Below are 24,796 nucleotides of genomic sequence, written 5' to 3' on the forward strand. Positions count from 1 at the left end.
GACACTTATGAATCGAAAAAGAAGAAAGAAAGATTATTGAATGAAAAATGTAAGGTACTTTTAGTATAAAAAGGGTAATTTAGAGCTACTAAAAACAAATTTTTTAAGGATCGCCATGGAAAGAAAATCAAAAATAATTGCCGTTGCAAATCAAAAAGGTGGTGTTGGTAAAACAACTACTGCGATAAACTTCGCGTCGGCACTTGCGTTGAAGAAAAAATTTACATTGCTTGTTGATTCAGACCCACAAGGGAATGCCTCAAGTGGGTTAGGTATAAATACTAAAAAACTCGATCTACATCTTTATCATGCATTCACTGACCATCAGGTTGCAAGGGAAGTCGTTGTTAAAGGATGTAGGGAGCGACTTGATGTAATCCCAACGAATATAGATCTTGTCGCTGCCGAGTTCGAGTTTATAGGTTCGGAAAAAAGAGAGTTTAAGATGCAAAAAATACTTTCCTCTCTTTTACCCTTTTATGATTACATAATAATAGATTGTCCACCGTCTTTGGGTCTCTTAACACTTAATGCACTAACTGCTGCAAACTCGGTTCTGATACCTATGCAGTGCGAGTATTTTGCTATGGAAGGCTTAGCACAACTGGTAAATACCATAAGATCAGTAAAGAAAAACTTTAATTCCGCGTTGTTTGTTGAAGGTTTGTTGCTGACAATGTTTGACAAAAGGAACAGATTGACTTTTCAGGTTGCTCAAGAGATAAAAAATCATTTTAATGAGCAGCTTTTTGAAACTGTAGTTCCGCGAAATGTTCGGTTAAGCGAGAGTCCTAGTCACGGTCAGTCTATTTTTGATTATGACTCTCAATCTTCTGGAGCTATTGCTTACATGAATCTCGCTAAAGAATTTATTAAAAAACAAGGGTTACTAAATGGTTAAAAAAACGGGACTCGGCTTGGGAGTGGGCATTTTGTTTGGAGAAGATAAGGAGAAGTATTTTGAGTGTGATATATCAAAACTTATCCCTAACAAACATCAGCCAAGATCAAATTTTAACCAGCAAGATTTAGAAGAGTTGGCTGAATCTATACGAGAAAAGGGAGTAATTCAACCTCTAATCGTCACGTCAGGTAGCAATAATGGAACATATGAGTTGGTTGCTGGAGAGAGAAGGCTACGTGCATCAAAACTTGCGGGATTGACAAGGGTCCCGGTGGTGGTAATTGATGGTATAGACGAAAATGGACTTCTTGAATTGGCTCTTATAGAAAACATTCAAAGAACAGACCTCAATCCAATTGAGGAAGCAGATGCATATAAAAAATTGATTGATAAATTTGGATACACCCAAGAAGAAACCGCGAAAAAGGTAGGAAAGCAACGATCGACTATCACTAATTTACTCAGACTATTAAAGCTTCCAGAAACCGTACAAAAAGATATTTCATTAGGTTTGTTGAGTGAGGGGCATGGCCGAGCACTAATACGACTCGCTGAGGAACCAAACAAACTGAAAGAAGTAAAAGATTTGATAGTAAAAAAAGGCTTGTCTGTTAGAGAGGCGGAAAAGATTATTAAAAAATCGGTTGCAAATAATAAAACTCCGGCTAGAAATACCGCGGTAAGTTCGGAAAACGAAATGTCTCAAGCATATTTAAATGCGCTCGTTACGCAGTTAACTAACGTTTTGAGCTCAAAGGTTGTTCTTCAACAAAATGGTACGCGCGGTAAAATAGAAATAGAATACTACTCTCAGGATGACTTGGTTCGCGTGTTTAATCTTCTTCTGGGTGAAAAGTAGTGGGAAAGACCCAATAAATACAATCAACAGGTTACAATGATATTTTCATTTATGCGAATTTCTAAAAAAGAGGTGCTTGTTATTTTTTTCTGTTCAGCTTTCCTGGCACTGGCTGATAATGCCAGTTCAGAGATATTGAGCGTCCAAGGTGAAAAAGTGAGCCTGCGAACCGATCCTGATCCAAAGGCAAAGGTCATTTGGGAATATGGAAGTGGTTTTCCTTTGGAGGTGTTGAAACGGCAAGGCGAGTGGGTGATGGTGAAGGATTTTGAAAATGATTCTGGCTGGATTCATAAGTCCAAACTACAAAAAGGGAAAGCTGTGATTGTTAAAGCAAACCCTCGGGGAGAGAAGGCAATTAATATTCGCAGCGGCCCGGGTATCGAAAATCCAATTGTTGCAAACGCATACTATGGCGTTGTCTTCTCTGCACAAGAAAGAAAGGATTCATGGATTCAGGTCAGCCATGAATCGGGAAATAACGGTTGGACTAAACCTGAGTTTCTATGGGGTAATTTAAAGGGGAAGTAATAGTCTGGAAAATGCATTGGTGTTGGGCTAATGGCGGAGAAGGAGGGATTCGAACCCTCGGTGGAGTTTTACCCCCACACTCGCTTAGCAGGCGAGCACCATCGGCCTCTCGGTCACCTCTCCGCATTAAAAAAAAAAAACTGGCATATTTGGCGGAGGAAGTAGGATTCGAACCCACGGTACTTTCGTACAACGGTTTTCAAGACCGCCGCCTTAAACCACTCGGCCATTCCTCCGTGGATCCCTCTTGTAACATTTGGTAGAATTTCTGTCAACCTTCTGCTGAATAAATTCAGTTTGCGTTGCCACAGGATGACATATTTGTAATATTATGTCGAAAGGGTGGTAGTTATTTGTTATATTAGTTGAAACATGTTTTGCTTCCCTGTCACCCTTTTAATTAGATGTATTATGGATAAAACAAACGATATTTCAAGACAATTAGAGGACCTAACTGTTCTCTATGAAATAACAAAACAGCTTGCTTCATCACTTGAGGTTCGAGAATGCCTCGAAAAGACGATGAAGGTGTTAGCTGATATGAAGGAAATGGATAATGGGACGGTTACTATTGTCAATCCATTAACTGGAAAACTCGAAATTGAAGTTGCGCATGGCATAAACGCTGAGGCAAAAAAACGCGGAAAATATTCTATAGGCGAAGGAATAACGGGCCGTGTAGTTTCGACAGGTGAGCCGATAATTGTACCTCAAATATCTGAAGAGCCACTGTTTCTCAATAGAACAAGAACTAGGGGTAATGTCTCTGACCAGAAAAAATCCTTTCTCTGTGTCCCAATAAAGGATGGGAAAAATGTAATCGGTGCCTTGAGTATCGATAGATTTTATAAAGATGGGATTGGCGAACAAGCAAATACGGATCTTCAGTATCTAACTGTACTGTCGAGCATAATTGCTCAGACAGTGATCAGAATACAAAAGGTGACGAGAGAAACTGAAGAGTTGCAAAATGAGAACCTGAAACTGAAACGAGAACTGTCGGATAAAAATAAAATCAATGACATAATTGGCAGCTCGAGCAGAATGCAGGATGTCTATGAGATGATACATAGAGTGGTTGATACAAACGCAACTGTACTTCTTCGCGGAGAATCCGGAACTGGAAAAACTCTCGTCGCCAAAGCACTGCACTATAATAGTGGCAGAAAACACCAGCCGTTCGTGTCGGTTAATTGCTCAGCATTACCAGAAACACTCTTAGAAAGTGAACTATTTGGTCACGAGAAAGGTGCTTTTACCGGGGCTCACGAACGAAAAATAGGAAGATTTGAACAGGCGGAAGGGGGCACGCTATTTCTGGACGAGATAGGAGAGATTAGTAATTCTGTGCAGGTAAAGCTCCTGAATGTAGTGCAAGAGAAAATATTTCAACGTCTAGGTTCTACTCAACAAATACGCTGTGATGTCCGCTTGGTGGCTGCTACTAATCGTGATCTCGAAAAGGCTGTCGCCGATCGTTTTTTTCGCGAGGATCTCTATTATAGGTTAAATGTTTTTCCTATCTATATTCCACCACTTAGAGAACGAAGAACGGATATTTTACTCATTGCAGAATTTTTCTTGGAAAAATATGCCAAGGAAAATAAGAAGCAAATAAGAAGAATTTCCACATCAGCGATCGATATGCTTATCCAATACCACTGGCCTGGCAATGTGCGTGAACTGCAAAACTGTATTGAAAGGGCTGTAATTATTTGTGATTGTGATACGATAAAAGGAATACATTTGCCACCAACTTTACAAACAGCTGAAGTCTCAAAAAGAGACAATCCTTATTCACTATCAGTTGCTGTTGCCAATTTTGAAAAGGAATTGATTATAGAGGGGTTAAAAAGAAATAACGGGAACCAGACAAAAACTGCAAAGGATCTCGACACAAGCTTAAGAATCATAAATTACAAGATTCATCAGTATTCAATAGATCCAAAGTATTATAGAGTTTGATTTAATGAAAATATTCGTCCACGCTTGCTGTGCTCCATGTCTTATCTATCCATATTCACAGTTGAAATCGGAATTTTCCAAAGTAGACGTGTATTTTTATAACCCTAATATACATCCCTATCGTGAGTTTAAAAAACGAATTGAAACTCTGGAGTTGTATTCCCGACAGGAATCCTTTGGTCTTCATTTAGAATATGAATATTGTCTTAAAGATTTCCTGAGGAGAGTTGTGTTTAACGAGGAAAATAGGTGTGAGATTTGTTATCTAATGCGTTTGGAGAAAACCGCTGCACTGGCTAAAGAGTTTGCCTATGATGCGTTCACCACAACTCTTCTTTATAGCAGGTATCAAAAGCATAATTCTATTATTTCAATCGGCAATATGTTATCAAACAAATATCAAATTCCCTTTTATTATAGTGATTTCCGATTAGGATGGCAGAATGGGATTGATCAATCGATAGAACATAATATGTATCGTCAACCGTATTGCGGCTGCATCTATAGTGAGCAAGAACGCTATGATAAAACGATGAAGAGAACCAAAAAATAATTGCGGCGGCTGCTGTACAACTCAAGTGATGAACAAATGAGAAAGGGCAATCAGGATGTTTCCTGATTGCCCTTTTTATTGGCGTCCCCAACCGGATTTGAACCGGTGTTGTCGGCGTGAAAGGCCGATGTCCTGGACCTGCCTAGACGATGGGGACTTTTTTCTTTTCTGGTGGGTCGTGCGCGACTTGAACGCGCGACTCTCTGATTAAAAGTCAGATACTCTACCGACTGAGTTAACGACCCGTAGAGGAAGTCTATATACTTGCTCGTGTACGGAGTGTCAAGAAATTTCTTGCAGTCAATTGCCAGTAGCATGATAAAAAGTACTTCTTGAAGAAGAAACCAATAGATCGTGTGAAGTAAGTAGGGAAACCTATGTACCGACAAAAAAGTTGAGCACAAAAGCAAGGAATGCTATATGACAAAACTTGCAAAGTAGAAGCAAAAGCTTAAAGAAACGAAACTCTGCCTTGAGACGGAGTGATTACTCTGTATCAAGGCTGGTTGCAGTTGTCGGCTTAATCAAAGAGATAGGAGTTAAATTGTATGGGATTTTTAAAAGGCTCAGCGAGTTTCGTGCGCTTTTCAGTGGATGGAACTCTGCCGGACAACCCGCTAGATTTTATTGCAAAAAGAATCATCGGTTTCTCGTTCCAAGATATCGATGAAACATACGATGAATACTCAATTGGGTGGGTATCTGTACTTAATATGTTTGACACAAAATTTGCTTTTGCATCGTATGTAGCCGGAGAATATATAACATTGACGCTCAGAATTGATGAGAGAAAGGTTTCACCGGCGATTTTGAAAAAGATTGTACAAAAGGAAGAAGAAAGAGTTCGGCAGGAGCAGCAGGTGCCAAAGCTGAGCCGGTCGACTAAGGTACAGATCAAGGAACGGATCAGAACGGAGCTGATGCGAAAAGCTATCCCAATTCCTTCAACTTTTGAATTATGCTGGAACCTTACAAATTCTACTTTGCTATTTTTCTCGACAAATAAGAAGGTCCATTCGATTTTGGAGGACTTTTTCAAAGAAAGCTTTGGCCTCCTTTTACGCCAGCAAATACCGTACACCACTGCTGAGCACCTGGTTGGAGGGGAGCAATTGCCACGGCTGGAGCGGCTCACACAGGAGATTTTCGTTTAAATGCTGCTAGTGCGATAAATAAAGTTGGGGGCAGAAGATGGATTTAGTAGACCTGATAGTTGAAAAGAGGTTTCTTGGCCAAGAGTTTCTTACATGGCTTTGGTGGAAAAGCGAGGAGCGGGGTGGTAGTGTATACTTGGCGAATGAAGGTGATATAACAGTAGCTTTCGAAAAACATATGTTGCTTGAATCTGGAGAAGGTGAGTCCAGCGAGAAACTTATCTGCACTGGATTACAAACCGAGTTGCAGGAAGCGAGGACCGGCCTGCAAATGGGTAAAAAACTGGAACAGGCACGGATCGTCATCAATCATAACAGCTATGAATACAGCTTTACTTTGGCTGGTGGATTAATGGAATTCAGAAATGTACGGTTACCGAAAACCGAAACTACGGAAAACGAAAAGGATGACCGCCCTGAAGAAGTTGAAGGAATGATTCTCGAGCGAATCTTTCTTTTTGAAGAACTTGTTCGGCTAGTCAATATCTTGTTCAGTATGTTTTTATTTGTAAGACTCGGTGATCATTGGCGCGATGAACTGCAAAAAATAAGAGAATGGGTAGCCAGAATGGCTGTCGTTTCCTAATAAATTCAAAAAGATATTCATAGGCTATGGAGCTTGAAACAATAATAGGTCTGGAGATTCATGCACAGCTGAAGACTGACTCAAAAATCTTCTGTGGCTGCTCGACTGCCTTTGGCGCACCGGCAAATACCAATACCTGTCCGATTTGTCTAGGCATGCCAGGGGTTTTGCCAGTTCTCAACAAGCGAGTTGTTGAGTTCGCTATAAAACTTGGTCTTGCTACCAACTCTGCCATCAACAATTTCAGCCAGTTTGCAAGGAAGAACTATTTTTATCCGGATCTGCCCAAGGGATATCAGACATCGCAGTTCGATCTGCCGATTGTTGGAGGGGGGAGCATCGAAATCTCTGTTGATGGGTACAGGAAAAATATTGGCATCACTCGTATACACATGGAGGAGGATGCCGGTAAACTCCTGCATAACGAAGCAGAACCACTGTCTCACGTGGACCTGAATCGTACTGGCACACCCCTTTTGGAGATCGTATCAGACCCTGATCTGCGTACACCGGAGGAGGCTTCAGCATATTTACGGAAATTGCATGCCATTTTGCGTTACTTAGATATTTGTGACGGCAACATGCAGGAGGGCAGTTTTCGATGCGATGCCAATATTTCTCTGCGCCCGTATGGCCAGAAGGAATTTGGAACCCGTACAGAACTGAAAAACATGAATTCTTTTCGCCATGTTCAAAGTGCTTTGGAATATGAAATTCGCCGCCAGAGAGATTTACTTTTGGAGGGTGAAACAATTGTTCAGGAGACTCTTCTGTGGAATCCAGATAAAAACTGTACGGAATCTATGCGAGGCAAGGAAGATGCCCACGATTACCGTTATTTTCCCTGTCCTGATCTTGTTCCGGTTGTAATCGATGAGGCTTGGATTGAGGAAATTCGCCTGCAATTGCCGGAACTTCCAGATCAACGAAAAGAAAGATTCATCGATCAATATGGTTTACCTGATTACGATGCGGCACTGCTCACTGGAGATCGTGAATTAGCGGATTACTTTGAGAAGACCGTTCGTGCAGGAGGATCGGCGAAGAAGGTTGCAAACTGGATTATGACTGAAATGCTGCGTGAGTTGAAAGGGGAGGCTATTACTGTCTGCAGAATACGTCCACAGCAGCTCGCAGAACTGCTTTTGATGGTTGAGGCAAATACCATCAGCGGTAAGATTGCAAAAACCGTATTTCAATCGATGATGGAGACTGGCAAGGATCCGCAAATAATCGTAAAAGAACAAAATCTTCTCCAGGTTTCCGATGAAGGAGAGATACTTGCCCTAGTCCACGAAATAATCGCTGCTAATCCACAGCAGGCAGAGGATTATCGCAATGGCAAGACCAAAATATTGGGCTTCTTCGTGGGCCAGCTGATGCAGCGGACCAAAGGCAAGGCAAATCCAAATATTGCCAATGAGCTGTTTGTCAGAGTCCTTGCCGGTTAACACAATAGGTATAGGGTGGAAAAGGAGCTTTGGCAGAAAAAAGGGGACGGACACCGTGCACGTCTACGTGACCGTTTTCTCGAAAATGGACTTCATGGTTTTAGCGACACTGAAGTTCTTGAGCTTCTTCTTTCGTTCGGCACGCCGCGCACCGATTGCAAGGAGCCGGCACGTGGCTTATTAAAGAAATTTGGCACTTTTTCCAAAGTCCTGGAAGCTCCATTGGTTTCACTTCAGGATGTTTTGGGGGTTGGTCCGAAAAATAGTTTCGCTCTGCACTTTGTTCATGCTGTTGCCAGCTATTATCTGAAAGAGCGAATACGCGGCAAGCGATATCTCCATTCGTCTGAGGAGGTGATCGACTATCTTACCCATTCGCTTCGTGGTTTGAAAAAAGAGGTTCTGTCGGTCATTTTTCTTGATAGCTCGCACGCTATTATCGATTCAGCCGTGGTTGCAGAAGGGACTCTTAATGTCAATACGGTATATCCGCGGGAAATTATGAAAATGGCGCTGGACTTTCATGCTGCGGCATTGATTATTGCCCATAATCATCCTTCCGGCTCGCTCCACCCCTCCACCCAGGATATGAAGCTTACCAAAAGCTTATACATGCTGTGCAGCCTTATGCAGATTCAGCTTCTCGATCATCTGGTAATTGGTGATGGAAGCTATAGCTTTGCCGATAACGGGTTGATCACTTCAATTCGCCAGGACTGTACCGCTCTTGTTAATTCTCTGTAAGTCTGATGTGTTCTCTCTATATCCATATCCCTTTCTGTCAAAAAAAATGCTACTACTGTTCCTTTAGCTCAAGCGTGAATGGCGTTGGGCTGTTCTCCTCATACGTTGCTGCAGTGCAGAAAGAACTTACAGGATACACCTTTGAAAATACCAAAAGGCAATTGAGTACAGTTTTTATAGGAGGAGGCACACCGAGTATCCTTCCCGTCGCCCTCCTGGAAGAGCTCATTGATGATTGTTTGAAGAATTTTCATTTACTGCCAGATGCAGAAATTACTGTTGAAACAAATCCCGGGACCGTTGATGCGCATTATATTGCACACCTCTTAGCCGCAGGAGTAAATCGCATCTCTCTTGGGGTACAGACCTTTAACGACCATGAACTGCAGGTTCTCGGAAGAATTCATGACAGTTACATGGCGCATACAGCATTTGCAGCGATAAAAACAGCTGGTTGTGAAAACATCAGCCTGGATCTCATGTACGGCCTTCCGGGACAAACTGCCGAATCATGGAGGAGCACGCTGACCGAGGCCATCTCGCTTGGACCCCAGCACTTGTCTCTGTACCAATTGACCATTGAGGATGGGACACCATTCCATCACGCTTCGCAGACAGGGCAGATTACCTTGCCGGACGAAGACGAAATTCTGCTGATGGATGAGATTACCTATCGTCTGTGTGCCGATGCGGGGATCAAGCAGTACGAGATCTCCAACTTTGCTCTTCCCGGATTTGAATGTGCCCATAATATAATCTACTGGCAAAACGGTAATTATCTTGCAGCTGGGGCTGCTGCGGTCAGCTGCATCAACGGCGTCCGGGAGAGGCGTGTTGCTAATCCCAAAGATTACATTCGACGGATCCAGGCAGGAGAATCGGTGATAATTGAGCGGGAGTGTTTGCCCCTTGAGGCATCATTTCGGGAATCAGTGATCCTGGGGCTACGGATGACGCCAGGGGTGGCGCTGCAACAGCTGGCAGATCGCTATCGTATCGACCTCGTTGAATATTATGGTGGGATCCTCACAAGGCTTTTAGAGATGGAACTTGTCGAGCTTACGGCGCATTCATTGAAGCTTACGGCCAAGGGTCGATCTCTCGCCAATTGGGTTATGGCGGAGCTGGTGTAGCCTTTTAAATCGAGAGATAATCTTCAGGCATGTTGCCTGCCGACTCGAGGCCATTGATGGAACTGTTTATGTGTGTCTCAATGGCAATCGCAGCTCCAATTGCATCGCCGGCAGCAAGAGCGGTAATAATCGACTCGTGTTCGGAGGTCGGCTTATACTCAAGTTTGTAGAAGGGATCATAAAGAATTAGAAATATTCGTGTTCTATCAAGGAGCTCTTTGATATACGAATAGAGGACACGGTTTCCGCTCAGCTCGGCAATCTTGAGGTGGAGGTTGTCGTTTGCCGTATAATATTCATCAAGATTACTTTCATCAAAGACCTTTGTTTCGATAACAATGAGCTCGCGGAGTTCTTCAAGTTGCTTTCCTGTGATACGCGTAGCGGTAAGGCGGGCTGCCATTATTTCAAGTTGCGCTCGGACTAGAAAGGTTTCCTCGATCTCACGCCGTGTCGGTGTAATGACAAAGGCTCCCCGGTTGGGAATACTGTTGACCAAACCTTCGGCCTCGAGGCGCTTGATGGCACTTCTTACTGGAGTTCTGCTTACTCCGAGCTGTTGGGCAAGGGATATCTCCACCAGCTGGCTACCCTGTTTTATATATCGCTTACGAATAGCCGTTTTCAGCTTGCGATAAACGGCATCTTCCGAATTGGTTTTTTTGGATTGGGCCATATTAATCAACTGTTTAAGTGGGTTGAAGATTTTCCAGGACAAAAACCGATCAGTTGGATACATCCACTATACACAAAAAATGTTGACATACCAGCTGTAAATGACGTACTAATATTGTGTCCAATAATTGTATACAATAACTCTCAATAAGAATTTTGTGCCCAAACAGGGCGATTTGCCATTCAAAAACCTTTCTGGCATAATTGGATACACTATAGGGTTGCCGGTCAAATCCTGACCCGTATTGACAGTGGAACGCCATTCCATCTGTCGTCGTCGGTTGGATTGAGAAAGCTATCATCTTAGTGCCTCAACTGCCAGTGCTTGTTTCCATGAATGGTTAACTTCACAATCCACTTAGTAAAAGGTAGCACCATGATTAACACCATAATTGCCGGTCTTCTCCCTTATCTGCCAAAGAAGTTTGTGTGGATGTTTTCCAAGGAGTACATAGCCGGGGAAACCCTCGTTGAGGCAATTGAAAATGCCAAAAAGCTGAATTCTCAGGGCATAATGACCACCATTGATGTTCTGGGGGAATTTATTACCACGTTGGATGAGGCAGAAGCCAATAAAAGGGAGTATCTGGAGGTCATTGAAGAAGCTGAAAAGGCGGGCGTGAATGGCAATTATTCTCTGAAACCTACCTTTTTTGGCTTACTGCTCGATAAGAACGTCGCCTATGGTCATATCCGTGAGGTCGTAGCCAAGGCTGCGTCATTTGGCAACTTTGTCCGCATTGATATGGAGGATTCGCCATGTACCGACATGGAGATCGAACTCTATAAAAAACTCAAGGCGGAGTTTCCAGCGAACGTCGGCTTAGTCGTTCAAGCATATTTAAAAAGAACGCTTAACGATATCAAAAATCTAAATGACATTCACTCGATAGAATCTCCTGTCAACCTCAGGGTCTGCAAGGGCATTTATGTTGAACCCGAGACACTCGTCTATAAAGGATATGCTGAGATTAATCAGGCGTTTATAAATGACCTTGAGTATATGTTTCAACAAAAAATGTATCCGGCCATCGCTACCCATGATGTACAGATAATCAATGCGGCGTATGCCCTCATTGAGAAATATCAAGTTCCCCGAGACGCGTACGAGTTTCAAATGCTTTATGGCGTAACGCCTTCTCTGCGTCAATCGATTGTCGACAAAGGTCACCGCATGCGCGTTTATGTCCCCTTCGGTAAACAGTGGTTCGGCTATAGCACCAGAAGATTGAAAGAAAACCCGAAGATGGCGGGGGTAATTCTCAAGGCCCTTTTTGTGAAGGGATAAATTGCCTGGGCTTTGTGTAGTACCCGTCGAGTGTTCATGCGAAGGGCATAGATACCTTCACGATATATTTCCGTGCTTTGATTTCCACAGGAGGAAAGGCAGTTATGAATCTTCTTAATAATGCAGTTATCAATATCCCGAAACCGGTCAATGAACCGATCTACAGTTATGCCCCTGGCAGCCAGGAACGTGCTACCTTAAAAAAGGCCCTGGCCGATGCTGCCGGCAAACAGTTGGAGATACCGCTCATCATTGGCGGAAAAGAGATTAAAACCGGCCGGTTAGGTAAAGCAGTCATGCCGCATGACCACCAGCATGTTCTGGCCACATATCACCAGGCCGGGCCGGAAGAGGTACGACTTGCGATTGATACGGCGGTGGCGGCCCAGGGTATGTGGCAGGCCTTCCGTTGGGAAGAGCGCTGCGCGATCTTTTTAAAGGCCGCCGAGCTTTTGTCGAGCAAATACAGGGCTTTGATCAATGCCGGTGCTATGCTGGCCGGTGGGAAGAACGCCTTTCAAGCGGAGATCGACGCGGCCTGTGAGTTTATAGATTTTCTCCGCTTCAATGTCAGCTATGCCCAGGAGATCTACGAGAAGCAACCTGAGTCCTCGGCGGGAGTGTGGAATTACACCCAGCATCGGCCGCTGGAAGGGTTTGTTTTTGCGGTAACACCCTTCAACTTTACCGCAATTGCTGGAAACCTGCCAACCGCCCCGGCAATCATGGGCAATACCGTGGTCTGGAAACCGGCATCTTCCCTGGTATATACGCCGTATCTCATTATGGGGATTCTTGAAGAGGCCGGCCTGCCGCCGGGCGTGATCAATTTTGTCCCAGGCTCAGGGGCGACGGTCGGGGACATATGCCTCACCGATCCAAACCTCGCGGGAGTCCATTTTACCGGCTCGACCCGGGTGTTTCACCAGATGTGGCGGACTATTGGCGAAAATATCGGTAAATACCGGTCGTACCCACGTATTGTCGGTGAAACCGGTGGCAAGGATTTCATCTTCGCCCACAGTAGCGCTGCTGTCCAGCCGCTGGTAACTGCCATGGTCCGAGGGGCTTTTGAATACCAAGGCCAGAAATGTTCTGCAGCCAGCCGGGCCTACATCCCCCGCTCGCTCTGGCCGGCGGTTGAGGCCGGGGTACGGACGGAGATGGCCCGGATCAAGATGGGGCCGCCAACCGATTTCCGCAACTTTGTCGGAGCGGTGATTGATGAAGGGGCCTTTGATACCATTGCCGGATATATCGACTACGCGGGCAAAAATCCGGGAGGGGAGATCCTTATTGGCGGCAAATGTGACAAAAGCATTGGCTATTTCATCGAGCCAACGGTAATCTTGGCGTCCGACCCACATTTCAAAACCATGATTGAAGAGATCTTTGGGCCGGTATTGACAGTGTATGTGTACGAAGATCAGCAATTTGCCGAGACCCTGGAACTCTGTAACAGCTCTTCAGCCTATGGCCTTACAGGGGCCATTTTTGCCCAGGAGCGGGCGGCGGTGAGTCTGGCGATGGCTCGACTGGAGCATGCCGCGGGTAACTTTTATATCAACGATAAACCGACCGGTGCGGTGGTAGGCCAGCAGCCCTTTGGCGGCGGCAGAGCCTCCGGGACCAATGATAAGGCGGGTTCCATGGCCAATCTGATGCGTTGGGTTTCAACCCGGACGATAAAAGAAACATTTGTTTCTCCTGTTGAATTTTCGTATCCTTTTATGGCGGCAGAGTAGTACACGGGAAGACTGAAAACCAGTTGGTTGTTGGCAAAACAACATGAGTACGAGGGACGTATGGCCAAACTGAAGCTGAAGACAATTGTGATCAACCGGGACTGGTGCAAGGGTTGTGGTATCTGCGTGCATTTATGTCCAAAAAAGGTCCTCGAATTGGACGGGTCGGATAAATCGGTGGTGGTTCGGCCGGATGACTGCATATGTTGTCGAATGTGCGAACTCCGCTGTCCGGATCTCGCCATTGAGGTGTTGATCGACGAGGAGGGGGATGAAAATGCCAAATAATATTCGATTTGTGCAGGGAAATGAAGCCTGCGTGGAAGGGGCACTTTATGCCGGGCTCGAGTTTTTTGCGGGATATCCAATAACCCCTTCGACAGAGATTGCCGAGCACCTTTCAGAGCGTCTTCCGGAGATTGGCGGCAAGTTTATCCAGATGGAGGACGAAATTGCCTCGATGTGTGCCATTATCGGGGCATCTCTTACCGGCAAAAAGGTTATGACGGCCACCAGCGGTCCCGGATTTTCCCTGAAACAGGAAGCAATCGGTTATGCCTGCATGGCGGAAATTCCCTGTGTTATTGCTAATATACAGAGAGGTGGGCCGTCTACCGGCAATCCCACCCATGTAAGCCAGGGCGATATCAACCAGGCCCGCTGGGGCACCCACGGCGACCACTCGATCATTGCCCTTACCGCATCCAACCATCAGGATGTCTTCCGGATGACTGTTGATGCCTTTAATATGGCGGAAACCTATCGTACCCCGGTTATTCTCCTCTTCGACGAGGTTATCGGTCATATGCGTGAGAAGCTGATCCTTCCCGAGAAAGGTGAGCTGGATATCGTCGATCGGTTGCGGACCTCCGTGGCCAAGGACGTCGATTACCACCCCTACCTTCCCCGCGAAGACGGACGCCTGCCGATGTCTGATTTTGGTGGCGAACACCGCTATAATGTTACCGGACTGTTCCACGATATGTGGGGGTTTCCCTCCAATAATCCGCAAATTGTCAACGAGTTGCTGCATCATCTTGTGGACAAGATAGAGAAAAACGTTCACGCCATTACCCGCCACAAGGAACACTTTCTGGAGGGTGCGGAGTATATCCTGGTGTCCTATGGTTCGTCCGCCAGATCGGCCATTCACCTGGCGAAAAACAGGCGGAATAAGGGGGAAAAGATTGGGGTGCTTGAGCTCCAGTCCATTTGGCCATTCCCAGTCGAGCTGGTAAAGGAAAAGTGTTCTGATGCCAAGGCCGTGCTTGTCGTGGAAATGAACATGGGCCAGGTTTTGACACAGGTTAAGGCAGCAGTTAAAAACCCTGACAGGGTGTTTCTTGCCAATCGGATCGACGGGAAGCTCATTACCCCCTCGGACATCAAACAACTCCTTCGGGTTATCCAGGGGAGGGGAGTATAAACATGGCAGTGAAAGATTATTTACGGGAACGGTTTTTCCCCCATATGTGGTGCCCGGGCTGTGGCCACGGAACCATCCTCAACTCTCTTGCTCGAGCCGTTGAAGACCTGCAGCTCAATAAAAACGAGATCGTCATGGTCTCGGGAATCGGCTGTTCGGCGAGAATTTCCGGCTATGTCGATTTTCACTCCCTGCATACCCTGCATGGCAGGGCTCTGACCTTTGCTACCGGAGTCAAGTTGAGCCGGCCGCATTTGAAGGTTCTGGTACCCATGGGTGACGGCGATGCCCTGGCCATTGGCGGCAATCACTTCATCCACGCGGCACGCCGCAATATTGATATAACCGCCATCGTCATGAACAACCGGATTTACGGGATGACCGGCGGCCAGTTTTCTCCACTTTCCGGACCGGGGGTAAAGGCGACTACCGCACCGTACCGGACCATTGACAGCAGTTTCGATGTGGTCGAATTGGCCAAGGCAGCGGGGGCATCCTTTGTCGCCCGCTCCACCGCCTTTCATGCCAAGGAATGCACCGAGATGTTGACCAAAGCCATTCTCCATAAAGGTTTTTCGGTGGTTGAGATACTGTCCCAGTGCCCGACCCATTTTGGCCGGAAAAACAAGGAGGGCGATGCCGTCAGCATGCTGGGGCTTTACAAAGACAACACGGCCAAACTTGGCTCTAAGGCATTGGAGGAACGGCCGGGCCTTATTCCCCGCGGTATTTTCGTCGAAAAGGAGCGACCTGAGTACTGCGAAGAGTATGACAAGATTATTGCCATGGCAATGAAGGAGAAGGCATCATGATGAACAGCAGGGTACGCATGGTTTTCTCAGGCTCAGGCGGGCAAGGAGTGATTACCGCGGCCATTATTCTCGCTGAGGCCGCAGTCATCTATGAAGGTTTAAATGCCACCCAGGCGCAGAGCTACGGCGCAGCGGCGAGGGGTGGGGCAACGCGCAGCGATATCATCATCTCCGAGCAGGAAATCAACTTTCCCGAGGTGAGCCAGCCGAACATCCTGGTGTGTTTAACCCAGGAGGCCTATAACACCTATTCATCAATTATTCGGCCGGGTGGCACCTTATTGACCGACAAACGCTTTGTGCAAACAACCCGCAAGGTGGATGCCAAACAAATTGAGCTGGCGATGTACGAGGCGGTTATGGAAAAGATAGGTAAACCGGTGGTATTCAACATCTGTGTCCTCGGCGCCCTTATTGGCATAACCGAGATCTTGCAGCCGCAATCGGTCATGGCGGCGGTTGCCGACCGGGTTCCCAAGGATTTCTTGACCATGAACAATCGGGCCTTTGACCTTGGCCTGGTGCTGGGGGCGCAATTTCACCGGTAATTGCCGGGAGCGCGTGCCGTGAAAGAGGAATACAATTTTACCCTGACAATACCATTGGCCGAATGCGAGGAGGCAATTGCCCTCCTCGCCATGGTTCAGGCCAATTATCCCAATATGCGTCTCAGCCGGAAACCGGACCGGCAGGGGACAGCCCGCTTTTATCTGTCTTTTCCCTATGTTGGTACTCGGACCGATCTTCGCTTCAAGGAATGGTTTGAGGTCCAGAACACCAAAAATTGGCAGCTCTTTGGTCCCAACTACGGAATATGGGGGTTATGCTGAGCATAACCACGAACCAGCTGTAATTATTTAACTATTTTTTCTCAAGAGATACAGATCACCATCCAGCCATTGCCCGTTTTCCTTGCGGATTTGATGGGCCTGATGGCTGAGTACGGCAAACCCCCCGTCGGCAGCACATTGCTCCAGGTAGAGTGGATTGTGGGCGTAGCGTCCTGATGGGTGAAGCTGATAGCTGTCGGTTTGTTGCGCACGTTCAATGGAACAGGCAACCACTGCACCGGCGGTTGACCTGGCGGCAAGCATCGGGAACAAGGGTTTGGGGTCGCCCAAATACACCAGGACATCTGCTGCGATAAAGAGATCATATGTTTCTTTGTCCCGCTCCAGAAAGGACAGAATTTCTTCCTGTTCAAGACGATCATAGAGATTTTTTCCGGCGGCCTTGGCAAGCATTTGCCCGGAAACATCGACGCCCACCAAGCGCCTGCTCATCTCCTTAAAAGACGCCCCGGAAAGTCCAGTGCCGCAGCCGAGATCGAGCACGGCGGCAAAAGGCAGGGCCGCCGGAATGGTCTCGCGGACCATCGCCGCCAGGGCCTTGGGTGCCGTGTACCCGAGTGTTTTTTCCAGATGCTTGTCAAAGCGATGGGCGTATTTATCAAAGATTTCTTCCACATATTGCCGTGGTGCCGATGTTGGCGTGGTTCCTGAAAGGGCTGCCCGCATATGTTGCGCCGGCTGGTGCCCTGGATCGATAGCCAGGAGTCGGTCAAGGATGGTTACGGCTGCATTAAAATCGTTTTGAGCGTTATACAGCCCGGCCAAGTTATAGAGGGTACTGACGTTTCCGGGATCAAGATCGGCACTTTTTTGCAGATACTTGCCAGCCAGGGCGAGATCGCCTCGTTCGCTCAGGATGACCCCGAGGTTATTGAGGGCCAGAGGGTAGTTTGGTTCAATCCGGATGGCTTTTTCGATCAGTTCCAGGCCTTTTTCCGTAAAACCTTCTTGATGGAGTAGTTTCCCAAGATTATTTAAGATTTTTGGATGGTCCGGGGCAAGTTCCAAAGCTTTTTCGTAGGCGGCCCTTGCCTTGGCTGGATCATTTCCCGCCTCAAGGACAGCCCCGAGATTAAGGTGCTGGGCTGGATCATCGGGTGCTGTGGCAAGGGTTTGTCGGCAGTAGGCCTCGGCTGCATCAAGTTTCCCGAGATCGCGGCAGACGATGGCCAGGTTGGTAAGAACGTTGATGTTATCCGGCAACAAACGATGCACCTGCAGATACAGTCTTTCCGCTTCAACAAGCTGCTTGCCTTGATGGAGGACAACCGCTTCGGCAAAAAGTCTTTGTAGATCCTGCATGGAATGGCACCTCTCGCTGTGGATTTGATTGAAAAAAGAAAGAGTACCATGGACCGACGGAGTTGCCAAGGTCCAGGAGAACCGTTGTATGGGCGGGCTTCAAAGGGAGACAGCCGTGCTGAGCGAAACGTCTTAAGTAATCAGGAGGGGTGTTCCTGGCGGAGCAGAACTGTTTCGATTTCTTGACGCAGCAGGTCGCGGCGAATCGGTTTGGAGATGTAGCCATCCATCCCGGCCGCGAGACATTTTTCCCGGTCGCCTTTAACTGCGTAGGCAGTCATGGCGATGATCGGCAGGTGGTGGCCGGTTTTCAGTTCCTCCTGGCGAATGGCGCGGGTGGTTTCATAGCCGTTTAATTCCGGCATCTGGACATCCATAAGGATGAGGTCGAAGGCTTGCTTTTTCAGACGGTCGAGGGCCTGATTACCGTTTTCAGCTACGGTAACAACCCAGCCCTCCCGCTCCAGGACGGTTACTGCAAGTGTTTGATTGATGTACTCATCTTCAACGAGGAGGATTTGCAGCGATCGTCGTGCTTTTTCCGTCATATTGGCTGCAGGCGATGCAGTTTTGCCGCAGATGGTGGCAGCTTTGGTGTCTGGCGGGGCGACTGGGAGGCGGACTGTAAAGTAAAATGTCGTCCCCTCGCCCGGGCTACTTTTTACCGAGATCTTCCCACCCATCATTTCAACCAATTGCGCCGCAATTACCAAACCGAGTCCGGTGCCGGGGTGGTTCGAGTCCCGGGTCGTGCCAAGCTGACTGAAAGCCTTAAAAACATTAGCAATTTCCCGTTCTGGAATGCCGATGCCGGTATCTGTAACAAGAAAACGAAGTTCGACCTGCGGATTTATCCCAGGGTGGGTGGCAAGGTGACGGACAGCCAGGGTGACTCCCCCCTGATGGGTAAATTTAATGGCATTGCCCACCAAGTTAATGAGAATTTGATGGAGTTTGCCGGGGTCGCCCAATAACTGATCGGGAATAGCGTCGTCACATTCGACGTCCATGGCAATGTTCTTCTTGGCGGCGCTGATTGCGAGGATCTCAAGGGCGTCGGCAATAGTGCAGCGCAGGCTGAACGGGCTGATATCCAGTTCGAGTTTGCCTGCCTCGATTTTCGAAAAATCGAGAATATCGTTGATCAATTTCAACAGGCGTTCCGCCGACGAATGCACCATCTCCAAATAGACGCGCTGGAAGCCGGCGATATCTGATTTAAGGACAAGTTCCGTCAGACCGATGATGCCGTTCATCGGTGTGCGGATTTCGTGGCTCATGTTAGCAAGGAAGGCGCTCTTGTTTTTTTCAGCCACTTCCGCCCGGTTCTTAGCCTGTTCCAGGGCATCGACCGCCCGTTTTCGTTTGAGGGCATCACCGAGGTGCCGCGCCACATAGGCCATCAGTTCCTTGTCTTTTTCAGTGTAGACGATCTGATTATAGCTCTGCACCGCGACTGCACCGGCCAGGTCATCGAGGTAAAAGGGGGCGCCCAGCCATGAATGGGGGCGTTGCCCGATGTGGCTGATATGTTCCTCCTGGCAGATCCTTTGGAAATTTTCGGGAGTCAGGAGTAAGGGCTGGCCGGTTTTGAGGAGGTAGCCGCATATCGGCCGGTCTTCCTCACCAAGTTGCACGGCCATTCCCTGAATCTGGGGCGCCTGGCTGTCGGCAAAGTAGGGAAAAGTAATATATTGGCCATCCTTACGGTTTTCGACCAAGGCGATATAAAAGTTTTTGGCGTGAATGAGGCGTCCGACAATTTGGTGCAGGTTGGCGTACAGGTCATTGATATCTTTGGCGTGATGCGCCTGATCGTTGATCTCGTAGAGGGCGGTGCGTAGTCGCTCGGAGTATTCCAGGGCGTGCATCGATTCCTTCAGCTGCAGGATGGTACTCATGCTTTTCAGCCGGGAGCCGATAATTGCAGCCAAGGTCTCAATGGCACCAAGATACAGGGCTGAAAATGAATCGGATTCGCCACTGCCTAGATAAAGGAGTCCGAAGATATCCCAGCCATCCCGGATTGGAGCAATGAGGTGGCTGGCATTGCCGGTGGCAGCCAGAAATTCCGGTGAGGATGAGTCGTTATTCAATGCCAATGGGCAGGCGGAGTTACGTATATCGGCAATGAGCTGGTGATTCGCTGGAATACGCTGCGGCACATTCCAGCCCGCATGCCTCACTTTATTGTTGTTACTTTCAAGGGGCAGGTAGTTGGCAGTAGATTGATCCGGACAGTAGATCTCGATTGAGAACGGGCCAAGTTTTGGGAAAATACTGCTATGGAGAAATATTGCGAGTTCTTCCAGAGTGTTAGCTGTACGTTGGCCGACGGTGAGCTCTTTGACAAGATCGAGAATCGACTGTGTCGGAAGAGAATGCTGACGCTTTTCGGAAATACCCATAACCTTACAACACTACCCTTTGGAATGGTTTCGAGGAGTTCGCCCGGATAGCGAGAATCCTACCATGGCATCATCATAGCAGAAATACCACCTGAGATGGAAGGTACCGCCGGCATTTTCTCGAAAAAGCCGTACATCCCCGTGCCGGTGAATTCCTCCAATTAACGAATGAGCGGTGGCGTGAAGAAAATCAAGACCTTGGCTCAGATTGCACTGGGTTGCGCAAGATGCCGATATTTTCAATCTCCACCTCCACCATATCTCCATCATTGAGAGGGCTTACGCCGCTGGGTGTGCCGGTGATGATGATGTCGCCCGGTTCAAGGGTAAAGTTTCTCGAGACAAAGGCAAGAATTTCCGGAATCTTAAAGATCATGTGGCGGGTGTTGGAATGTTGGGTGACCTTGCCGTTCACTCGGCAGATTATTTCGAGATTCTGTGGATTGCCGATATGTTCCGGTGGAACGATAATCGGCCCTATCGGGCCGAAGGTATCCAGGGATTTGCCACGGTACCAACCCGATTTATCATTTTTCTGGAGGTTGCGCTGGCTAATGTCGTTGAAGCAGGTAAAACCGAGGATGTGCCCCATGGCTTCGTCTGCCCTGAGGTTTTTTACGCGATCCTTGACGATTATAGCCAGTTCTGCTTCATGATCGGTTCGACAATTGGGAAAGCCGTAGGTAAGAACGAATGCCGGTAAGATAATCGGCTCGCCGGGTCCGATAAGGACGTTCGGGGTTTTTGGAAAGAGCACCGGTTCTTTGGGGATTTCATTGGCAAAATTTTGTACGTCGACCGATTGACTTTCCTTGATATGTTCGAGATAGTTCAGGCCGAGGGCGACGATCTTGCTGGGATTAACCAGGTACTCGCCGCCATTGGCCATGGGCAGGGAAATTTTCATGGGATGATGACCTCTGATATGTGTTGGCCGGTTTACGTCTTTGCCAGCGGCGGTGGCGGATATTTTTTTCAATGCAACCGTCCAAGGGCGAAACAGGCATTGTCTCCCTTTTGCGGATGATATACCATGCCAAGGAGAAAGAAATTTAAGGATATCAGCTTGTCCACTGTGGATGCTGGGTATCGCAATCATTAACTCCAAGAGTGAGAATACCATGAAAAGAATATTACTTCTCGTATGTCTTTTGCTGCTCGCCGGATGTGCGAAGCAACCGGTGATCGCCAACCTCAATCCATTTCTTGGTGAGCAGCCACCCGGCATCTATAGGAGTGGGTCAACGGCCGTTATCAGCGGACAGGATGCACGAAAGTCTTCGGAGGTTATAATCTATCACAGCGACGATCCGGCCACCCGTCTCGCCAACGCCGATACCCCGCCGATTCTTATCTCGGCAAGGCTCGCCGACGGATTTCGTGACCAGGGCCTCGACATCCAGCCTTCTTCACCGGTGCACCTCAAGTTCGTCATCAACGAACTCTCAGTACAGGTAACTCACCAAAAAATGCTGTATACCGCCAATGCCAAAACCCATATTGCCTTTACGGTAGAAAGCCGTGGTACCGTGTTTACCAAGATTTTTAAAAGAGAGGCTAACAACGATTCGGCAACCCGTCCACGTCTGCCGGAACTGGAAAGAATGCTCAACGAGCAGCTTGCCAATATCATGATGCAGATTACTCAGGATGAGGAAATTCGAGCACTCGTTGCCCGACAGTAAGCAGTTGGTGGTGTAACTGTAAGTTGCAGGTAGGAAAGACCGCCGAGAAGGGAGGTCATGGCGATGAGGATATCTTTCGTCAACCGGTCCACCTCCCGACCATAGTGGGAATTCGGTGGAAAATCGGGACGATATGCAAGGCATCCGTCGCGTAGAGAGTTGCATCGGTACAGAAAAAGTTGGCCCTTTGGCATTGCCATACAAGGTGATTCAACTGCCTATAAAGCAGCGACGAGGGCCAGCCAGAAGACGAAGGTTGCTGACGACAACAAGGTGCTTGCCGAAATGGTGGCAACCGCAACTTCAGTGTCTCCGTGCATCTCTCTGGCCATGACGTAGGCAACGGTTGCGGTCGGTGAGCAGAGGAGAATTATCGCCGGAAGGTAGTCAGTGGCGGCTAAGTGAAAGAGGCTGAAGAGCAGCAGCCCTATTGCCGGCAGCAACACAAGTTTCAGGCAGACTGCGCCCAGGGCTGGGCGTTGGTGGGTACGGATGAGCTGGACTGACAAGGATGCCCCAATAAGTAATAAGGCGGTCGGTGGAGCCAGGCCCCCCAAGATATCGAAACAGCGGAGAATGACTTGGGGAATAGGAACAGCCAGGAACGAGACGACCACCCCGGCCATAGCACCAAAAATTACCGGATTGCCGAGCAGCTTTTTAGCAAACGATTTAATTCCGGGCCGTTTTGAGGTGGTGGTGTCGTGCATTTGCAGGGCGACAACTGACAGCAGATTTTGCAGAATCATGAGAAATCCGCTGATGATACCGGCCTTCGCAAGACCAGGTTCGCCGAGATAGTACAGAGCGATGGGCAAACCGATATAGCCGAGATTGCCGTGGCCGGAGCCTTGGACAAAGGGACCGATGCGGGCCGGCGGCATTTTAGTCAGCCTGGCGAGGAGGTAGCTGACCAGATAGACAAGTGCGGCGGCGAGCAGGGTGAGTGCGAGTACATGGGCATCAAATTGCTCGTGAAATCTAGCTTTGGCAATTGAATTGAAGATCAGTACCGGGAGGGAGAGGTAGTACACCAAGCGGTTTGCGGGTTCGAGAAATTCCGCGGTGATGAAGCCTCTCCGCCGCGCCACCCATCCCAGAATAATAATGGCGAAGATTGGTACTATGGTGACAAGTACTTCCATTTTGGTGGGTATTTGAGGGTTTTTGATCCTATCTTGTGGTCGTTTACCTGTCAGATATGCTTTGGTGGGGCGGAGATGTCAAGATTTTTCCAGGTTTGCTGACCGGGATCCAGGAGAATGGATGGGTTTACCGGTGAGGTTTACCACCGGTTCCCAATAAAAACCCTTTCCGAGGAAGACAATGATGTTCGAAACCTTGCCTGGTAGCCGGGTCGGGCAGCTGCTGCCGCCGCTGACGGTAAAAGATCAGAGTGGTCGCGAGATCAATCTTGTGCAATTTCGGGGGGACTGGCTGTTGTTGGTCTTTCACCGCCACCTCTCTTGACTGCCCTGCCGGGAGCATGTGTCACAGTTGTGGCAACAAAAGGAGCGCATAGAAGATTTGCGGATGAAGGTGATGGTTGTCTCCTTTCAGGTGCCGCAACAGAAAGCCACTGGGATGTTTACATATTGCTCAGATAGTGATGAAAGGAAACTCTATCGGCATTTCGGCATGCTGAAGGCGGGATTTTGGGATCTTTGGGGGCCGCGCAGTCTCTTTGCCTATCTCCTGCTTTTGTTGAAAGGGCGAAAAATCGAGTCGTCGGCAGCTGATATCCACCAGCGCGGCGGAGATGTGCTCATTGATCCGCAAGGGTGGGTGCGTTTCCACCATATTGGTAGGGGGCCGGCAGATAGACCGGCTATTGAAACAATTTTCCAGGTGGTTGAGAAGGGGTAGCCGGCAGCATTTGGTATGGGGACGCTGCTACGCCAGCCCAGATTGTGGCCGGCGTAGCGGTATTTGACTGAAGAGTGCTCGTTCAGCGTTGCTCCTCTATAAAATCCTGAACCGCCTTGCTCAGCGAGAGCCCTGCGGCGAGATTATCGAGCCAGGCACGTTCGCCGGGGCTGTCGATGGCGATGGCATTGGTGGCCAGGATGTACATGGTTTTAGCGATTGAGGGATCGGATATTCCGGCGGTCAGCTCGGCAATCGACCGTGGCTGGTGCAGCTCATCGAGAATGAACAGCCGTTCCTCCTGACTGAGATCGGTGGTTCGCAACCGCGCCAGGATGGCCTTTTCCTCTTCCTCATCAAAGGTGCCGTCGGCGTGGGCGGCGGCAATCATTACCCTGATCATCCGGATGGCCAGTTCCTGGGTGTCCATTGCGCCGGCGCCCCCCGGAGCTACAGCGACTGAAGCACCCGGTTGCGGCTCCGCCATCGCCGGTGAAACCTGCGGTGGTTGCGGCGGCGGTGGTGGTGTGGCCGGACCGCCCCAGGCGGGAGCGGATGGCGGTGGCGGCGGTTGGGCCGGGAGGTTGGCGGGCGGTGCCGGGCTCTGTTTTTTTTCTTTCAGGATTTCATAGGCACCTATTCCAAGGCCGATTGCGGTCATCAAACCGCCACCGGTGGCGAGGCTGCCTAGGAGGGAACTCTTCTTTTTTTTATGGTGGGAGTGACCTGATCCCATCACCTCACTTAGAACTTTTCCCAATAGTTGTTCAGCGTTGAACATGGTGTTTTTGGCCTGTGGTAAAGGTGGGTAAGGAGGACGCACAGTGTTGTGTATCCTCGTTTTGACGACAAGATTAT

The 24,796-nt window shown here is 48.3% G+C and carries 26 protein-coding genes and 4 tRNA genes; 20 read left to right on the forward strand and 10 right to left on the reverse strand.

The features are described from left to right. Positions 1-115 precede the first annotated feature (115 nt). The 3 genes from OEL83_00055 to OEL83_00065 are packed head-to-tail and all read left to right on the forward strand — an operon-like array spanning position 116 to position 2,294. Positions 116-901 carry an AAA family ATPase gene (locus OEL83_00055; protein MDK9705415.1) on the forward strand — a complete coding sequence of 262 codons (786 nt, stop codon included), beginning with the start codon at positions 116-118 and terminating at the stop codon, positions 899-901. Further along, on the forward strand, positions 894-1,763 hold the full coding sequence (locus tag OEL83_00060; protein MDK9705416.1) for a ParB/RepB/Spo0J family partition protein: 870 nt from the start codon (positions 894-896) through the stop codon (positions 1,761-1,763). The genes OEL83_00055 and OEL83_00060 overlap by 8 nt, the downstream gene beginning before the upstream one ends. 36 nt (positions 1,764-1,799) lie before the next feature. After that, positions 1,800-2,294 (forward strand): SH3 domain-containing protein, encoded by a 495-nt coding sequence (locus OEL83_00065; protein MDK9705417.1) that lies wholly within the window; start codon positions 1,800-1,802, stop codon positions 2,292-2,294. A gap of 31 nt (positions 2,295-2,325) precedes the next feature. Here OEL83_00065 and OEL83_00070 read toward each other — a convergent pair. Both OEL83_00070 and OEL83_00075 read right to left on the reverse strand, forming a co-directional pair. Next, positions 2,326-2,417 (reverse strand) — tRNA-Ser (locus tag OEL83_00070). A 27-nt stretch (positions 2,418-2,444) separates the two neighbouring features. Beyond that, positions 2,445-2,530: transfer RNA gene (locus OEL83_00075), tRNA-Ser, on the reverse strand. 175 nt (positions 2,531-2,705) lie between these two features. On the opposite strand from OEL83_00075, the gene OEL83_00080 reads away from it, so the two are divergent. After that, positions 2,706-4,259: a sigma 54-interacting transcriptional regulator gene (locus OEL83_00080; GenBank protein ID MDK9705418.1), complete on the forward strand. Its 1,554-nt coding sequence runs from the start codon at positions 2,706-2,708 to the stop codon at positions 4,257-4,259. 4 nt (positions 4,260-4,263) lie between these two features. Further along, positions 4,264-4,812 carry an epoxyqueuosine reductase QueH gene (locus OEL83_00085; GenBank protein MDK9705419.1) on the forward strand — a complete coding sequence of 183 codons (549 nt, stop codon included), beginning with the start codon at positions 4,264-4,266 and terminating at the stop codon, positions 4,810-4,812. Positions 4,813-4,891: 79 nt separating this feature from the next. Here OEL83_00085 and OEL83_00090 read toward each other — a convergent pair. Further along, a tRNA-Glu gene (locus tag OEL83_00090) sits at positions 4,892-4,969 on the reverse strand. A gap of 12 nt (positions 4,970-4,981) precedes the next feature. Continuing rightward, positions 4,982-5,057: transfer RNA gene (locus OEL83_00095), tRNA-Lys, on the reverse strand. Between the two features lie 303 nt (positions 5,058-5,360). On the opposite strand from OEL83_00095, the gene OEL83_00100 reads away from it, so the two are divergent. The 5 genes from OEL83_00100 to hemW are packed head-to-tail and all read left to right on the forward strand — an operon-like array spanning position 5,361 to position 9,880. Continuing rightward, entirely contained in the window at positions 5,361-5,966 is a 606-nt protein-coding gene (locus OEL83_00100; protein MDK9705420.1) for a recombination-associated protein RdgC, read from the forward strand. 37 nt (positions 5,967-6,003) lie between these two features. Then, entirely contained in the window at positions 6,004-6,552 is a 549-nt protein-coding gene (locus tag OEL83_00105; protein MDK9705421.1) for a hypothetical protein, read from the forward strand. 26 nt (positions 6,553-6,578) lie between these two features. Beyond that, positions 6,579-8,003: an Asp-tRNA(Asn)/Glu-tRNA(Gln) amidotransferase subunit GatB gene (gene gatB / locus OEL83_00110; protein ID MDK9705422.1), complete on the forward strand. Its 1,425-nt coding sequence runs from the start codon at positions 6,579-6,581 to the stop codon at positions 8,001-8,003. 15 nt (positions 8,004-8,018) lie between these two features. Continuing rightward, entirely contained in the window at positions 8,019-8,747 is a 729-nt protein-coding gene (gene radC, locus OEL83_00115) for a DNA repair protein RadC (GenBank protein ID MDK9705423.1), read from the forward strand. Positions 8,748-8,752: 5 nt separating this feature from the next. Beyond that, the gene (gene hemW / locus OEL83_00120; protein MDK9705424.1) at positions 8,753-9,880 is read left to right on the forward strand and encodes a radical SAM family heme chaperone HemW; all 1,128 of its coding nucleotides are present in this window, start codon (positions 8,753-8,755) and stop codon (positions 9,878-9,880) included. 4 nt (positions 9,881-9,884) lie between these two features. Here the strand turns inward: hemW and OEL83_00125 are convergent, their stop codons facing one another. After that, positions 9,885-10,556, reverse strand: coding sequence for a GntR family transcriptional regulator (locus OEL83_00125; GenBank protein MDK9705425.1), 672 nt, complete (start codon positions 10,554-10,556; stop codon positions 9,885-9,887). 375 nt (positions 10,557-10,931) lie between these two features. On the opposite strand from OEL83_00125, the gene OEL83_00130 reads away from it, so the two are divergent. The 7 genes from OEL83_00130 (at position 10,932) to OEL83_00160 (ending at position 16,656) form a co-directional block, all read left to right on the forward strand. Next, positions 10,932-11,843, forward strand: a complete 912-nt coding sequence (locus tag OEL83_00130) for a proline dehydrogenase family protein (GenBank protein ID MDK9705426.1) — start codon at positions 10,932-10,934, stop codon at positions 11,841-11,843. 104 nt (positions 11,844-11,947) lie between these two features. Further along, entirely contained in the window at positions 11,948-13,588 is a 1,641-nt protein-coding gene (gene pruA / locus OEL83_00135) for an L-glutamate gamma-semialdehyde dehydrogenase (protein ID MDK9705427.1), read from the forward strand. 60 nt (positions 13,589-13,648) lie between these two features. After that, positions 13,649-13,876, forward strand: a complete 228-nt coding sequence (locus OEL83_00140; GenBank protein ID MDK9705428.1) for a 4Fe-4S binding protein — start codon at positions 13,649-13,651, stop codon at positions 13,874-13,876. Next, positions 13,866-15,014 carry a 2-oxoacid:acceptor oxidoreductase subunit alpha gene (locus OEL83_00145; GenBank protein ID MDK9705429.1) on the forward strand — a complete coding sequence of 383 codons (1,149 nt, stop codon included), beginning with the start codon at positions 13,866-13,868 and terminating at the stop codon, positions 15,012-15,014. Before OEL83_00140 ends, OEL83_00145 begins: the two co-directional genes overlap by 11 nt. Before the next feature lie 2 nt (positions 15,015-15,016). Continuing rightward, positions 15,017-15,826 (forward strand): 2-oxoacid:ferredoxin oxidoreductase subunit beta, encoded by an 810-nt coding sequence (locus OEL83_00150; protein MDK9705430.1) that lies wholly within the window; start codon positions 15,017-15,019, stop codon positions 15,824-15,826. Then, entirely contained in the window at positions 15,823-16,374 is a 552-nt protein-coding gene (locus OEL83_00155) for a 2-oxoacid:acceptor oxidoreductase family protein (protein MDK9705431.1), read from the forward strand. The genes OEL83_00150 and OEL83_00155 overlap by 4 nt, the downstream gene beginning before the upstream one ends. An 18-nt stretch (positions 16,375-16,392) precedes the next feature. Then, complete coding sequence (locus OEL83_00160) at positions 16,393-16,656, forward strand: hypothetical protein (protein MDK9705432.1); 264 nt, start codon at positions 16,393-16,395, stop codon at positions 16,654-16,656. 27 nt (positions 16,657-16,683) lie between these two features. Here OEL83_00160 and OEL83_00165 read toward each other — a convergent pair whose 3' ends face one another. The 3 genes from OEL83_00165 to OEL83_00175 all read right to left on the reverse strand — a co-directional run bounded on the left by OEL83_00165 (position 16,684) and on the right by OEL83_00175 (position 21,366). Continuing rightward, complete coding sequence (locus OEL83_00165) at positions 16,684-17,979, reverse strand: tetratricopeptide repeat protein (protein ID MDK9705433.1); 1,296 nt, start codon at positions 17,977-17,979, stop codon at positions 16,684-16,686. A gap of 140 nt (positions 17,980-18,119) precedes the next feature. Then, positions 18,120-20,387, reverse strand: coding sequence for a response regulator (locus OEL83_00170; GenBank protein ID MDK9705434.1), 2,268 nt, complete (start codon positions 20,385-20,387; stop codon positions 18,120-18,122). A 190-nt stretch (positions 20,388-20,577) separates the two neighbouring features. Continuing rightward, a complete protein-coding gene (locus tag OEL83_00175) occupies positions 20,578-21,366 on the reverse strand; it encodes a fumarylacetoacetate hydrolase family protein (GenBank protein MDK9705435.1) in 789 nt (262 codons plus the stop codon). A gap of 142 nt (positions 21,367-21,508) precedes the next feature. Here OEL83_00175 and OEL83_00180 point away from each other — a divergent pair, with 142 nt between their 5' ends. Beyond that, on the forward strand, positions 21,509-22,072 hold the full coding sequence (locus tag OEL83_00180) for a YajG family lipoprotein (protein ID MDK9705436.1): 564 nt from the start codon (positions 21,509-21,511) through the stop codon (positions 22,070-22,072). Positions 22,073-22,290: 218 nt separating this feature from the next. Here OEL83_00180 and OEL83_00185 read toward each other — a convergent pair whose 3' ends face one another. Further along, positions 22,291-23,217, reverse strand: coding sequence for an AEC family transporter (locus tag OEL83_00185; GenBank protein MDK9705437.1), 927 nt, complete (start codon positions 23,215-23,217; stop codon positions 22,291-22,293). A 181-nt stretch (positions 23,218-23,398) separates the two neighbouring features. Between OEL83_00185 and OEL83_00190 the strand changes: the two genes are divergently transcribed. Together OEL83_00190 and OEL83_00195 are read left to right on the forward strand one after the other, a co-directional pair. Beyond that, the gene (locus OEL83_00190; protein ID MDK9705438.1) at positions 23,399-23,542 is read left to right on the forward strand and encodes a peroxiredoxin family protein; all 144 of its coding nucleotides are present in this window, start codon (positions 23,399-23,401) and stop codon (positions 23,540-23,542) included. An 18-nt stretch (positions 23,543-23,560) separates the two neighbouring features. Further along, positions 23,561-23,938, forward strand: coding sequence for an AhpC/TSA family protein (locus tag OEL83_00195; GenBank protein MDK9705439.1), 378 nt, complete (start codon positions 23,561-23,563; stop codon positions 23,936-23,938). An 82-nt stretch (positions 23,939-24,020) separates the two neighbouring features. Here OEL83_00195 and OEL83_00200 read toward each other — a convergent pair whose 3' ends face one another. After that, positions 24,021-24,719: a tellurite resistance TerB family protein gene (locus OEL83_00200; GenBank protein MDK9705440.1), complete on the reverse strand. Its 699-nt coding sequence runs from the start codon at positions 24,717-24,719 to the stop codon at positions 24,021-24,023. Positions 24,720-24,796: the final 77 nt, after the last annotated feature.

The organism is Desulforhopalus sp. (genome assembly GCA_030247675.1).
Classification (GTDB): Bacteria; Desulfobacterota; Desulfobulbia; order Desulfobulbales; family Desulfocapsaceae; genus Desulforhopalus_A.

Bases quoted from the DNA above. Each gene is read 5' to 3' on its own strand.
- OEL83_00145 (MDK9705429.1), top strand. From the start codon at position 13,866: ATGCCAAATAATATTCGATTTGTGCAGGGAAATGAAGCCTGCGTGGAA.
- OEL83_00185 (MDK9705437.1), bottom strand. From the start codon at position 23,217: ATGGAAGTACTTGTCACCATAGTACCAATCTTCGCCATTATTATTCTG.
- OEL83_00170 (MDK9705434.1), bottom strand. From the start codon at position 20,387: ATGGGTATTTCCGAAAAGCGTCAGCATTCTCTTCCGACACAGTCGATT.
- gatB (MDK9705422.1), top strand. From the start codon at position 6,579: ATGGAGCTTGAAACAATAATAGGTCTGGAGATTCATGCACAGCTGAAG.
- OEL83_00130 (MDK9705426.1), top strand. From the start codon at position 10,932: ATGATTAACACCATAATTGCCGGTCTTCTCCCTTATCTGCCAAAGAAG.
- OEL83_00105 (MDK9705421.1), top strand. From the start codon at position 6,004: ATGGATTTAGTAGACCTGATAGTTGAAAAGAGGTTTCTTGGCCAAGAG.
- OEL83_00155 (MDK9705431.1), top strand. From the start codon at position 15,823: ATGATGAACAGCAGGGTACGCATGGTTTTCTCAGGCTCAGGCGGGCAA.
- OEL83_00055 (MDK9705415.1), top strand. From the start codon at position 116: ATGGAAAGAAAATCAAAAATAATTGCCGTTGCAAATCAAAAAGGTGGT.
- hemW (MDK9705424.1), top strand. From the start codon at position 8,753: ATGTGTTCTCTCTATATCCATATCCCTTTCTGTCAAAAAAAATGCTAC.
- OEL83_00085 (MDK9705419.1), top strand. From the start codon at position 4,264: ATGAAAATATTCGTCCACGCTTGCTGTGCTCCATGTCTTATCTATCCA.
- pruA (MDK9705427.1), top strand. From the start codon at position 11,948: ATGAATCTTCTTAATAATGCAGTTATCAATATCCCGAAACCGGTCAAT.
- OEL83_00125 (MDK9705425.1), bottom strand. From the start codon at position 10,556: ATGGCCCAATCCAAAAAAACCAATTCGGAAGATGCCGTTTATCGCAAG.
- OEL83_00140 (MDK9705428.1), top strand. From the start codon at position 13,649: ATGGCCAAACTGAAGCTGAAGACAATTGTGATCAACCGGGACTGGTGC.
- OEL83_00180 (MDK9705436.1), top strand. From the start codon at position 21,509: ATGAAAAGAATATTACTTCTCGTATGTCTTTTGCTGCTCGCCGGATGT.
- OEL83_00100 (MDK9705420.1), top strand. From the start codon at position 5,361: ATGGGATTTTTAAAAGGCTCAGCGAGTTTCGTGCGCTTTTCAGTGGAT.
- OEL83_00065 (MDK9705417.1), top strand. From the start codon at position 1,800: ATGATATTTTCATTTATGCGAATTTCTAAAAAAGAGGTGCTTGTTATT.
- OEL83_00150 (MDK9705430.1), top strand. From the start codon at position 15,017: ATGGCAGTGAAAGATTATTTACGGGAACGGTTTTTCCCCCATATGTGG.
- OEL83_00200 (MDK9705440.1), bottom strand. From the start codon at position 24,719: ATGTTCAACGCTGAACAACTATTGGGAAAAGTTCTAAGTGAGGTGATG.
- OEL83_00165 (MDK9705433.1), bottom strand. From the start codon at position 17,979: ATGCAGGATCTACAAAGACTTTTTGCCGAAGCGGTTGTCCTCCATCAA.
- OEL83_00080 (MDK9705418.1), top strand. From the start codon at position 2,706: ATGGATAAAACAAACGATATTTCAAGACAATTAGAGGACCTAACTGTT.
- OEL83_00190 (MDK9705438.1), top strand. From the start codon at position 23,399: ATGATGTTCGAAACCTTGCCTGGTAGCCGGGTCGGGCAGCTGCTGCCG.
- OEL83_00060 (MDK9705416.1), top strand. From the start codon at position 894: ATGGTTAAAAAAACGGGACTCGGCTTGGGAGTGGGCATTTTGTTTGGA.